The organism is Bradyrhizobium sp. ISRA430, from assembly GCF_029909975.1.
Taxonomy (GTDB): Bacteria; Pseudomonadota; Alphaproteobacteria; order Rhizobiales; family Xanthobacteraceae; genus Bradyrhizobium.
In genome coordinates this window covers 7,401,226-7,413,008 of record NZ_CP094516.1, presented here as the reverse complement: position 1 = coordinate 7,413,008, position 11,783 = coordinate 7,401,226, and the positions used below count along the sequence as shown (strand labels likewise).

Annotated in this window: 7 protein-coding genes and 2 pseudogenes; 6 read left to right on the top strand and 3 right to left on the bottom strand. The window is 58.5% G+C overall.

Going from position 1 to position 11,783, the window contains the following annotated elements; translation table 11 throughout:
- The first annotated feature begins 79 nt into the window (after positions 1-79).
- Positions 80-1,192 (top strand): branched-chain amino acid ABC transporter substrate-binding protein, encoded by a 1,113-nt coding sequence (locus MTX21_RS34890; protein ID WP_280968997.1) that lies wholly within the window; start codon positions 80-82, stop codon positions 1,190-1,192.
- A gap of 501 nt (positions 1,193-1,693) precedes the next feature.
- Here the strand turns inward: MTX21_RS34890 and MTX21_RS34885 are convergent.
- Positions 1,694-1,915 (bottom strand): hypothetical protein, encoded by a 222-nt coding sequence (locus MTX21_RS34885; RefSeq protein WP_280968996.1) that lies wholly within the window; start codon positions 1,913-1,915, stop codon positions 1,694-1,696.
- 1,582 nt (positions 1,916-3,497) lie between these two features.
- Between MTX21_RS34885 and MTX21_RS34880 the strand changes: the two genes are divergently transcribed.
- The 3 genes from MTX21_RS34880 to MTX21_RS34870 all read left to right on the top strand — a co-directional run bounded on the left by MTX21_RS34880 (position 3,498) and on the right by MTX21_RS34870 (position 6,346).
- Positions 3,498-3,878, top strand: a complete 381-nt coding sequence (locus tag MTX21_RS34880; protein WP_280968995.1) for a NolY — start codon at positions 3,498-3,500, stop codon at positions 3,876-3,878.
- A gap of 655 nt (positions 3,879-4,533) precedes the next feature.
- On the top strand, positions 4,534-4,779 hold the full coding sequence (locus MTX21_RS34875; RefSeq protein ID WP_280968994.1) for a hypothetical protein: 246 nt from the start codon (positions 4,534-4,536) through the stop codon (positions 4,777-4,779).
- Between the two features lie 841 nt (positions 4,780-5,620).
- Positions 5,621-6,346: an outer membrane beta-barrel protein gene (locus MTX21_RS34870; protein ID WP_280968993.1), complete on the top strand. Its 726-nt coding sequence runs from the start codon at positions 5,621-5,623 to the stop codon at positions 6,344-6,346.
- Positions 6,347-6,707: 361 nt separating this feature from the next.
- Here the strand turns inward: MTX21_RS34870 and MTX21_RS34865 are convergent, their stop codons facing one another.
- On the bottom strand, positions 6,708-7,436 hold the full coding sequence (locus MTX21_RS34865) for a LuxR family transcriptional regulator (protein WP_280970893.1): 729 nt from the start codon (positions 7,434-7,436) through the stop codon (positions 6,708-6,710).
- A gap of 1,357 nt (positions 7,437-8,793) precedes the next feature.
- Between MTX21_RS34865 and MTX21_RS34860 the strand changes: the two genes are divergently transcribed.
- Together MTX21_RS34860 and MTX21_RS34855 are read left to right on the top strand one after the other, a co-directional pair.
- Positions 8,794-9,510 carry a sulfite exporter TauE/SafE family protein gene (locus MTX21_RS34860; RefSeq protein WP_280968992.1) on the top strand — a complete coding sequence of 239 codons (717 nt, stop codon included), beginning with the start codon at positions 8,794-8,796 and terminating at the stop codon, positions 9,508-9,510.
- A 445-nt stretch (positions 9,511-9,955) separates the two neighbouring features.
- A pseudogene (locus MTX21_RS34855) lies at positions 9,956-11,074 on the top strand (IS630 family transposase).
- Positions 11,075-11,297: 223 nt separating this feature from the next.
- On the opposite strand, the pseudogene MTX21_RS34850 reads toward MTX21_RS34855, so the two are convergent.
- Positions 11,298-11,756: pseudogene (locus MTX21_RS34850) on the bottom strand (transposase); the annotation flags it as partial.
- Between the last annotated feature and the right edge of the window lie 27 nt (positions 11,757-11,783).

Genomic DNA, 11,783 nt, shown 5'->3' with positions numbered 1-11,783 from the left:
TGGCAGGCAGCCTCGACGTGCAGGCACCTCTGATCACAGCTGCTGTCGGTTCACTTCAGGCGAGCATTGGGGCTCTACAATGTTAAATGGACGTTGCGCTTCTGCTGCGAGTGTAGCGCTTCTCTTCTGCGCCCTCGCCTCGGTTGCGCGCGGCTCCGACGTCAATATTGCCGTGGCTGGCCCAATGAGTGGAAGCAGCGCTGCGTTCGGTGCGCAAATGCGCGATGGTGCGGCTGCTGCGATCGAGGCGTTGAACGCTTCTGGCCTACTTCTCGATACCAAGGTGATATTGAGTGTCGCCGACGACGCTTGCGACCCGAAGCAAGCTGTCGCAGTCGCGAATAAGCTCACAACAGAGCGGGTCCGGCTAGTCGTTGGCCATTTTTGTTCTTCTTCGTCGATCCCGGCCTCCGAGATCTACGCCGAAGCAGGGATCATTCAGGTGTCACCAGGCTCGTCAAATCCTCAGCTAACAGAACGCGGCCTTGAGACTGTCTTTCGGATCTGCGGCCGCGACGATCAACAGGGCACCGTTGCCGCTGAGTACATTCACCGGAACTACCCTAACGACAAGATCGCAGTGCTCGACGACAAGAGCACCGCAGGCAAGGGTATCGCCGACGTGGTAGAAGCACAGCTTCAGAGATTCGGTGAACAAGTCATTCGGCGAAGCTATGTAGCCGGTGAAAAGGATTACAGGGCGCTGGTCTCAAGAATGAAGAAGGATCGGGTGCGCGTCGCCTATATTGGCGGCTATCATACCGAAATCGGATTATTTGTACGCCAGGCGTCAGAAGCAAGAGCGGGACTCATCGTCATGGCGAGCGATCCGTTGATGACCTCTGAATTCTGGGCCATTACAGGCAGCGCTGGAAATGGCACGTTGTTTACCTTCATGCCGGACCCCGCCAGGAATGCCAATGCGGCCGGCGTGGTGGCCGCACTCAAAGCTTCCAACCTGTCCGCTGAAGGCTACACGCTTTACGCCTATGCAGCCGTGCAAGCATGGGCAGAGGCGGTGAACCGGACCGGCTCTTTCAATGCTGCGCGCGTCGCCAACGCACTTCGTTCACGGCCGATCGATACCGTGATTGGCCCAGTCCGGTTCGATACAAAGGGAGACAATGCGGCTCCTGGTTTTCTGGTTTACCGCTGGCAAGACGGCCGTGTTGAAACTGTCGAGCAGAACTGATTGGCATCAACGCCGTCTCTCCAAATCCAAAGTGACACGGATGATGAGACGCACTCAGCTCGTTGGAGCAGCGATACTCGCAAGCTCTCTTATACTTGCATCTTTCGGAGCGTTTTTCGCATTCGTTGCAGCGGTCGCAGAGTTACCCGATGTCGACCTGAGCGAGACGCTACGTCCGATGATAGACAAATAGCAGCCGTGCCGAGCTGATCTGGCTCGCAGGCACAGGACCTCTGAAGCGGCTAACGATGCTTCTGGTCGAGCACATGCTTGGTGTGGAGGCGCTTCGCCAACGTCCATCAAAGTAACGGCCGGACCCCCATTTGCGCATTCTCGTGACCCACTCACATGGTGCAAGCTCAGATCCACGCACCAGATGGAGCCTGACGCTCGATTGGCCTGCCAACTTCTCAGACGGGAAGCCACAGGCGCTCATGGTTGAGGGTCGTCCGGTACACACCATTATGGAGAAACTCGGCGATATCTGACCGCCAGGTGCTCCTATTTGGGGGCGAGCTTTGGATTAGGAGTGTTTGCGAACCGCTTTATCAACTCATCCGCAGCCGAACGCTCTTCGTCCGCTTCGATCTCGCGGGCCTTTTCAATGAAGGCCCGCGATTGCTCAGGGTCATCCTGCATCTGCGGGAGGCCGGAGCTGGTGGATAGTCGCCGACGAGACTCCATGGCCTTCGGCTTATGGGGATCGAGGATTTTTTCTGGCACCTTCGTGACATCTGGAGTCCAATTTACAGGTATTTGCCAGCGGTCACTGCTGCGACCTTTCTGTCTTCTCAATCATGGCCGGTCATCGCTGCACCAAGAGGGCAGGAAAAAAACTAACTGACCCGCGTTCGATGTAAGAGATGAGATTCGTGCGCGATCCACGAACTGGATGCATCCCATCAACACTTTCGATTTTACCAATTTCGGCCAAATACCCATAAGTCGATCGCCGGTTTCCGGAAAGCACATCTCACGAATGTCGTGTGAGCAATGGACCCTTTTTGCTTTCAGCATAGTCACAGGCCAATTGAAGGTTCTCGTGGCTGCATCGCCAACGACACCCATCAATCTTTGGAATCGACGCACGTGCGGCGCAAATGCGGTTGGATGGCTAATCGCAACGTCTGGCGCGCAATCTATCGCGCTGGCGCCTCCCCCTTTGCAATCATACTAAGGCCCTGCAAGAAGATCGACTCTCACGCACACTGCTTGGCCAAGGTAAATGCGTGCGCTGCATAGAATTCGGGCAGGCGAACTGCCCTCCACGCCGGTGCGGGCTGGACTTTTTGCCATGACCAGGCGGGCAGCATCGACGATGCGTCGCTGTCGCGGCCTTCAAACAAGGCAGTGCAGTCAGCTATCCGACCACGCTAAGCGCAAGCCACATATCCTCCGGCCAGGACGAGGCACTGATGTCGATCGGTGTGACGAGACCAGCCTCGCGATCTTACTGCCCACCCCTGCACGTCGTGTGATCGTGGAGTCTCACTCTGCTCGCGTCCCCAGTCTTCGTCGGCGGGCGGCCCCCACACCGACTTCCTACAGACTGACGCCACCCCATCTCATTCTATGCGCCGGCGCTCTTCGACCATATCCCGGCGCGGTTATCCCTTATCAGAACTCCTTACATCACCATCGGAACGAGGCGTGGACGTGCGCGATCTGCCGGTCTTGTCTCTCAGCGCGCCCACCTTCCAGGAGCCCATCCGCGCCCTCACCGTGCCAGGCAGCGCCTGGCAACCAATGCAGAGAGAAACCGCAGACGTATGTGGCGGAAGTTATTTCTGGGTTGCCTGGTATGGGCTGGGGCATTTTTTTCTGGCATGATGAGGAGGCCGGTCTGGACCGGCTAACGGCGCGCACCTCAGCAACAGCTTCGTCCAGCGCCAAGCGCTCTGTATGGGGCTCTGCCTGTCGAGGCCTCCGGTTACGTCTGGATCGCTATGTCAGGCGGCAAGCAATCCCGCAGCAGTTCGGGCCGCACTTCTCGACTTGCCGTCATCAGCGGTGTCCCCGCTGGCTGGAGTCACTGCCACTGCCCGACGCACTGGACCGGCTCGACGGTCCAACCAAATGACGGGGCATCTTCAACGCGTTCGCAGCGTTCTATACCTTCCATTCCACCTTTGCGGTCCTTTCGCGGCACATGCCTGCCACCCTCTCCGTTCGGCGACCGTGCGTGCGCACTTTGCCTTGCGCAGCAGCCATTCGTTCTATCGCCAGCCTGCCGTCTCGCGAACGGGAAAGCACGACAAACCGTTACTCAGCCGCTGCCTGCATTTAACTACTTTGGAGCAACACCGTGGAACTTGACCCGCGATCAGAGGACCTCGAGGATCGCATCGACCTGCAACTCGACATCGTGGCCGCCCTCATACGCGAAGAAGGCAACGAGCTCGAAGCGATCCGACTGCTAAACGCACTCACAAACCAAATGATTACGGCGGAACTGGAGCTCGGCCAGCTCGGCGATACGAGAACCGGGGGCAGCACCGGCGACCAGCAAACGAGGCAACTGTCGCGAGACCGTGGCGTTTACTACCCAGAAGACCTTCAGGTTTTGGGACGCCTTCTCGATCAGGCCGTGGCGGCATTGCCGGCAGAGCTGCGAACTCCCGCCAACCAAATGAAGATTGCGAAACTAATTCTGTCACGTGCAGCAGCCGACCGAGATTTCATTTAGCTTTTTCTGCAGTTGATGGCGCGGTTATCGAACGTCTATCGCTGGGCTGACTGCTACGGCCGTACGCACCAGGGATCGGCGACTTGACGTCTATGGGCTCACCGGCCAATAAGCGCGCCGGTACCGCTGGCTTTTCCATATCACAACTGTTCGCCACCATGCTCGAAACGGAGCCCGCCGAGAGCAGGAGGCCGCGCAGGATCGAGCAAAGGACGACGGCCCGCGGACACATGTCAGAAAGCAAACAAGCAGTGTCCGGAAAACGCCTCGCGCTTCCAGAAATGCTTCCTTGCTTGAGACTGCGAAACGAGCGGAACGATCCATTTTCATCATGTTCGGATTTAGTCGTGATTGGCATGGTGCCGATCGTCGATTATTGACCGATACCGAGCAACAAGAGGACTGCGGCAACAATCCGCGCGAACAACGCAAGCTCGTTTCAACCGTTTCAGAATTATTCGAATGCGCCTGGCAATACGACATTCGGGGTCATCGGAACTACAACAAACATCTATAAATTCATTGAAGCATCGAGAGCAGCTCGATGTCCGAGCGTACTGCGGCTCTGATGTCTTACTTGCTGGGACAAACCACAGACTCTCGGTTGGCTTTTGCGAAGGTACTTCCTTGTATCAGGACGTCGTGGAGTGTTGAGATGGATCAGTTGTTATCCGAGCAAGTGCAGATGCAAGATGCTATCGTGAGCGTCGCATTTGATAAGGCATGGCGCTTTGTTGAGAAGGATCCGTTGCTGGCGCATAATCGCAAGACGATCCTCCATAGCCGGTTGTGCACTTTCCTAGAGTCTTCGATAAGGAAGGGCGAACGGAATACTTTGAATCTGGCAAACGAGGCGATACGCAGCTTGCGGGCTGAACTGGCGCCGTCGACCGAGCAATAAGGCGCTTGGGGACCTTACGCGGCGGGAAAACAACCGGGGCAGAGCGTGGTGGAGCTGACCTTCCTCCACTCATGTTCAGCCCCGCTGAAGACGAGCACGTTCGCGACGACTGTGGCCTATGCAGCTCTTCTGGTGACCCCAGACCAGTAACCTGGAACCCAGAGCAAGTCGGCGACGAGACGGGACAGCCGCGCTAATATTCGCTGGCGCCAGAAAAAGGCCATACCTGTTTATCGCCTGACCTTTGGCTTGGCACGAGCTTGCGCAACTTCAAGCAAGAGCCTCGTCAAGCGCAGCCGCAGCGGCTTCTTGACATCCGTCGATCGAGGTCGAGGTTGAGGAACATCGTGCTAAGCTTGTGATTAGTCTGAGCCAAAGCGATCCAGGCCTGTGATCGATCATCGCCGCATCGCTCACGATTGCAAGCGGCAGCACGACCGTCCTGCCGGAAGAATGAGCTTGAGCGCACGAGAGGCGTCCTCGATCAGCGGTTTTCATTTGCCGAACTCTCTGAATAACGAGCATGCACGGGACGTGTTGGCGCAGCCTGGCCTTGTCGCTAGTCAGCGACAGCGGGAGCCAAACAGCTCGCAGCATTGCGTCCCGTCACAGGCCATCACGAACGGATCGTATTCAAAGAAGCATCTGCGCGAAGCGCGCCAGTATCAGGCCCCAGCATTTCGGTCGAGCCAGTGCATGGCACGTTGCGCGCTCCACAATCTGACGCGGCGTGCGATTGGCTCCACTTCTTTCCAAGACATGTTGTGCGGCAGTTACAGCAATTCGCGATCATATTGTTAAACGCACGGCGCCGGGGGGACATCGAAAGGAACGAACTCGAATGAAGACTTTTCTGATTCTGACCGCAAGCCTCGGCGCACTCAGTGTGGCCGCTCCCGCATTCGGCACGGACTTGGCCGGGCAGCCCGTCAAGGTTAAGGCGCCACCGCTGCCGGTCGCAGCCCCGATTATCGACTGGTCCGGCTACTATATCGGTGTCAATGGCGGTTGGGGAACGAGCCACAATTGCTGGGATTTCAATGGCGTCACTCCCGAGGGCTGCCATAATTCGACTGGCGGGACCATTGGCGGCCAGATTGGCTATCGTTGGCACATCTTCAACATGGTCTACGGCATCGAAGGTCAGGGCAACTGGGCCGACTTCAGCGGCTCCAATGTCAGCACCGCCTTTCCGGCAAACACCGTTGGCACCACGACAGATGCGTTCGGTCTACTCACGGGGCATATCGGCTACGCGTTCAATGCCATCCTACTTTATGGAAAGGGTGGTGCTGCGGTGACCAGCAACACCTATCACCTCAACTCGGTAGCTTCTCGCACCGAGCTTGGCAACAGCAATGATGTGCGTTGGGGTGGCGTGCTGGGCGCCGGTGCCGAAGTCAGCCTCACGCCGAACTGGTCAGCTGGCGTCGAGTATAACCACTTGTTCATGCAGCGCAGCAACATAAGCTTTCCAGCGTTTCTCGGCACTGACCGCGCCCACCAGGACGTCGATCTCATCACGGCACGGCTCAATTACAAGTTTGGCTCGCCCTTTGCCAAATAGAGACCTCCACGCGGTTGCGTGAATCGGAACCCCGACCACCGGTCGGGGTTCTTTCCTTGGCTGCTCCTCCTCTCGCTGCCGACCCCCAGATCCCAGTTCCGAAGCACCAGGTGCGAGCTCGTCTGAGCAATGGATCCACCGGCTGGATGCTGTGTTGCCGAGATGCCCGCAACACACTGGGGGACCAGGTCAGTCGATTCGAAAATTCATCGATCTCATGAAGTCCCACAACCTCACGCAGCGTGAGATAGCGGACTTGCCCCGAGGAGCGTCGTGTCTGCGAGCTCGCTGAAGGTGCCATGCTCAACATGCCAGAAGCTGGAAGCCAACGATTTGGCAGTGGGCGCCCGTTCCTCAAAATTCAAAGAACATTGAGGCGAATAGCCATAGCGACCGCTTGAATTCGGCTGGTCGCACCCAGCTTCCGCATCGTATTCTTGACATGAAAGTTGACTGTATTCTCGCTGATTCCCAGGATCATTCCGATTTCCCATGACGATTTCCCCTCCGCCACCCACCGCATGCAACTGATCTCTCGCTTCGATAATGCCACTTTTCTTTCGCAACCATCATCATTGCACGGACGAGCGATCTCGCTATAAGCGGTGTGAAAGAGACAGGCCAGCGCGTTGAGATGGCCGATGCGGTCCTGAGGATCAGCATCGTCGAACGCAGATGCAAACGACACCACAGATATCCGCCCCAACGGGCCAAACAACGGCACGCTCATGCCGTGCTTCAGCCCCGCCTCTCTCGCCTCGTCCAGTACGCGTCTCTCGTCCGGTTGAAGTTGATAGTGGTCGGCGAGTTGATCCCACAAAAAAGGGCGCGAAAGCATCGGCGTTCGCCGGACCACCGGATCGATAGTGTGGTACTTGCGTTTGAAGTATCGGTCGCACCAGTCTGGCGGCCACTTCACAGCCACAGTCGGAGGTGGATACTCCGCCAGCCGAAGTGGCTCAATGAAGTTGAGAGCGCCGTACGCGACTTCACTGAAGCCTTCCTTGGTGGCACAGCCTACAAGAAGCTCAAACAGCGCTTTGAGCGAATGTGTCTGGTTCGCGCATTCTGTGAAACTAAAGAGGTCCATGATGGGCGCTTCAGTACGACGATCGAGCTCCCCGTCGTAGTGTTCGATTGCGCTTGTTTCAGACGGAGCCAAATTCCAGTCCATGAGCTGAAGTCGAGGGTTAGTTATTCGTGCAGTCTGAGCGCTCGCGCTGTGCCGGGCGCCATTCGTTGCCCTGCCGCCGAATGCGCCGGCATGATCGCATCAAACACCCGAGATAGCGCCATCATCTCTGCTCCGAGGCTGAGCGGAAGTGATCGGTCCAGTTCGCCGATAGCGCACTGGCGCAATCGGAGATCGTTGCCCGTCATCCGTGTTGAAGGACGGTGCCATCGATCCGAACCCAACAGTGTCCCCTTTGATGATGCCGGCAGTGATGGAAGGTCCGCGGGTCCTGGACTGTGCTGTCGACAAGAACCACACAGCTCCAGCGGCTAGAGGCTCGGCTCTGTTGAGCTTGCATGGCGAGAAACCGCACTCGCGTTCGAACGACGCTTTGGTTTGTCTCGAGGCCGAGCACGACGAGATCCTGGGCTTTGATCTGCGCGATACAGCTAAGCTTGAGCGGCTTGCCGGCGCGGGACCCGAGGAGCGCCCTGTCAGCATCCATTCTCTGCTTAGGGACGAAGAGAACAACAGAGTCATGTCTTTTCCCGATCTTGCGAATTGCCATCGCTAACCGTTCGCCGATCCTCCGCCGTGCGACGGCGCCGGTGACGCGATCGGTGAGCAACACGGGACAGTCGAGGCAGAAGCCATACTCCTCGCATCCTTGTGCGGCGTCTCACCGAATCCGTCCGGCAGGCTTGGCACAAACGAGCCGAACGTGCAGAAACGGGCCACGTCAAAGGCGCAACGAGAGATACTCGTAGCCGCGCGATCTGCTTGATGCGGAGGACACTTTGCATGCGCTTCTCCAGCAGGGAGAGGACCCGCGCCAGACTAGCAAGTGTCATACCAACTGTTGATTTCACCAAAATCAAACGTCGCAGAAAGGGCTTCGAACGCGCACGGTTGGGTGCGAGGTAGGTGCGTCGAAGCATTTCTGACATGCGGAGGAAAGGCGACAGCACCATTGCGAGGCGCGGCACGAGGTGAGTACACCAAGAAATGCAGCTCACATGGGCGACCCCCTCGAGTGGCGCCTCCTCACGGCCTAACCGCAGCCCTATTCCAGCCAGTCAAGTACCAACTTCGGCAATTGATGAGACGGTCCACACATGGCACTCGATAAGAACTGACTGCACCTCCGGCCAGCGATCCCCGCGAAGCGCTTAGATCCGTCCCCAAGCAGAAACACAATTAGACCGCACCTGATGCACGAATCATGATGGGCTCGGTGGAAAACGGCGAAGATCGCCGCCAAGATCGGTGAAGCATGGCTTCTCTGCTCTTCGCGATCATCTCACTGCTGTATGCGAGCGTTGGCCAGGCTGGTGGCACTGCATTCCTCTCGCTAATGGCATTTTTTGGTATGTCATCGACAGAGATGCGCCCGACGGCGCTTGGTCTCAACATTGTCGTCGCGGCTTATTCTACGTGGCTCTTCAACCGCAACAAGGTCGTTGACTGGGCAATCCTGCGCCCGCTTCTCTTTTCGTCGATGCCAGCGTCGCTTGCCGGTGGCTTGATTGTGCTCGAGGACCACATGTACAAGACGCTCACCGGGCTCGTTCTTCTTCTGGCGAGCGCAGTGATGATTATGCAGCGGGGACGCGCTGCCGATCGTGTTTGCGAAACTCCGCTCACGGCGAGCGTGAGCATTGGCGCGGCTCTTGGCCTGGTTTCCGGTCTGACCGGCGTGGGCGGCGGAGTGTTCCTCGCGCCGACGCTCATCACACTGAATTTGGCATCACCGAAGCAGACCGTCGCGATATCGCCCCCTTTTATTCTGGCAAATTCCACAGTCGGCTTCGTTGGAGCTCTTTTCAGCGGCCAATTTCCCTCTCCGGATTTGGCTCTTTACGCTATCTCCGCGCTGGCGGGTGCGGTCGCTGGAACGGTAGTCAGCCTGAACTGCCTGAACCCGGCAGGCATCAGATTTATCCTCGTGGCGGTTCTGCTCGTTGCCGGCATCCAGTTGGTTCTCGCTTGAAAGTCTCAACTCCCATCCTTCGCGGGATTGGCAGGAGTTCCAGCATAGTCAGATCGGGGTGCAACATGATGGAGGCCGCAGCTTAAGTCTGGTCCGCGCGCCTTGCCTAACTCTGAAAGCCGCCAACGCGACCACAAAAGCTGTAGGGTCGAGCGACGATGGGGCGGATCACCTCGTGCATCCCAGCTGATCGTCATGAGCCGAGCGGTCCTTGCCTAGTCACATCCGTTTGCGCTTCCCATTTGGCGTGAGGGTCAATGTTGTCGGCGCGCGCGGATGAGGCGTACCTCATCTCGTCTATGGCTTGCGCGGCACTTTAATCTAGCGCGCAGTAACTGCAGGAAGAAGAGCACCTAGTGTCCCGAGTCACAAGTTCGCAATCGTAGATTCGCAGTAGATTCGCATCGCTGTGCCAAGAGGGAGGCAAACAGCGACGGAGCATCTGATGGCGGTCCAGCAACTTGCCCCCCTGACATTGAGCGATGAGGAGCGTGCCGAGCTGGAGTCGCTGACAACGCGGCGGAAGACGGCGCAGGCGCTGGCTTTGAGAGCCCGGATTGTGCTGACCTGCGCAGAGGGAGGTCAGAACACGGAAGTGGCGGCCAAGCTGGGCCTGGACCGGCAGACGGTGGGCAAGTGGCGGCGCCGCTTTGTGGAGCGGCGCGTGGACGGGCTGCACGAAAGCCGCGCTCCGGGGGCACCGCGCACGATTGACGATGCCCGCATTGAAGCGGTGATCGTCAGGACGCTGGAGAACTGCCCCGAGAATGCCACCCATTGGAGCTCCCGCGGCATGGCGTAGGCCAGCGGCCTGTCAGTGTCGACGGTGCAACGTATCTGGAGGGCCTTCGGGCTCCGCCGCACCGGCTGGAGACGTTCAAGCTCTCGACCGATCCGAACTTCGTGGCCAAAGTACGCGGTGTCGTGGGCCTTTACGTCTCGCCGCCGGCGCACGCCATCGTTCTGTGTGTGGACGAGAAGTCTCAAATCCAGGCGCTGGATCGCAGTCAGCCGATGTTGCCGATGCGTCCCGGCCAGCCGGCTCGAAGGAGCCATGACTACAAAAGGCACGGCACCACATCGCTGTTCGCCGCCCTCGACATTGCGACCGGACGGGTCATCGGCAAGTGCTATGGACGCCACCGTGCCGCCGAGTTCCGCAAGTTCCTCGACGAGATCGAGGCCGCCGTGCCGCGCGAACTTGACGTCCATCTCGTCATGGATAACTACGCCACCCACAAGACCCCGCTGATCCGGAAATGGCTGACCAAAAGGCCGCGTTGGCATGTGCACCTGACCCCGACCAGTGCGTCATGGCTCAATCAGGTCGAGCGCTTCTTCGCGCTCCTTACCGATAAGAAGATCAGGCGCGGCGTCTATCGCAGCGTCGCAGCCCTTAGGGCTGACATCACCTCGTTCATCGAGCGGCACAACGGTCGATCCCAAACCGTTCCGATGGACTAAATCCGCCGATGACATCCTTGCTTCCATCGAGCGCTTCTGCCGACACAATGTTCCGGCAGAACACAACGCGATATTGCGAACTTCTGGTTCAGGACACTAGTGGGAGACGATCGGCCAAGCTCTCGCTAGCCTGCGGATCGCGCCAGGGGCGCATTCGACTTCCTCAAGAGTGGTAAGGGGCTGGAAGATCTACTTCAATGTAGAACTGCAACGCCGCGCAATCTCATTTCCCGCGCGTGTGTCGGTTACGTTCTCAGATCGTGTCCCTAGGCGTGGTGTAACTGGCGGTGGGACACCGCGTTCGCCGGCGAGGGCCGGACAGGTCAGCTGGCGATTGCCGGGAAGCTGACGGCGGGATCATCGCTCAACGGCGCGATGGTTTCCAGCGTCATGTAGCGGGCGCGCTGGACGGCCCATTCATCATTCTGCTCGAGCAGGATCGCACCGACGAGGCGAACGATGGCGTCCTCATTGGGGAAGATGCCGACCACCTCGGTGCGGCGCTTGATCTCGCCGTTGAGGCGCTCGATCGGGTTGGTCGAGTGCAGCTTGGTCCGATGCTGGGGCGGGAAGGTCATGTAGGCGAGCACATCGGTCTCGGCCTCGTCGAGGAAGCCGGCGAGCTTGGGGAGCTTGGGGCGGAGCTGGTCGGCGACCTTTCGCCATTGGGTCTTTGCGGCCTCGGCATCGTCCTGGGCAAACGCGGTGGCGATGAAGGCGGAGACGACACGCCGGCCGCTCTTGCCGGCATGCGCGAGCGCGTTGCGCATGAAGTGGACGCGGGGGTCGTTGAAAAAGCTGCAATTGGC

Coding starts and splice junctions, on each gene's coding strand:
- MTX21_RS34865 (WP_280970893.1), bottom strand. CDS start 7,436: ATGGACCTCTTTAGTTTCACAGAATGCGCGAACCAGACACATTCGCTC.
- MTX21_RS34875 (WP_280968994.1), top strand. CDS start 4,534: ATGGATCAGTTGTTATCCGAGCAAGTGCAGATGCAAGATGCTATCGTG.
- MTX21_RS34860 (WP_280968992.1), top strand. CDS start 8,794: ATGGCTTCTCTGCTCTTCGCGATCATCTCACTGCTGTATGCGAGCGTT.
- MTX21_RS34870 (WP_280968993.1), top strand. CDS start 5,621: ATGAAGACTTTTCTGATTCTGACCGCAAGCCTCGGCGCACTCAGTGTG.
- MTX21_RS34890 (WP_280968997.1), top strand. CDS start 80: ATGTTAAATGGACGTTGCGCTTCTGCTGCGAGTGTAGCGCTTCTCTTC.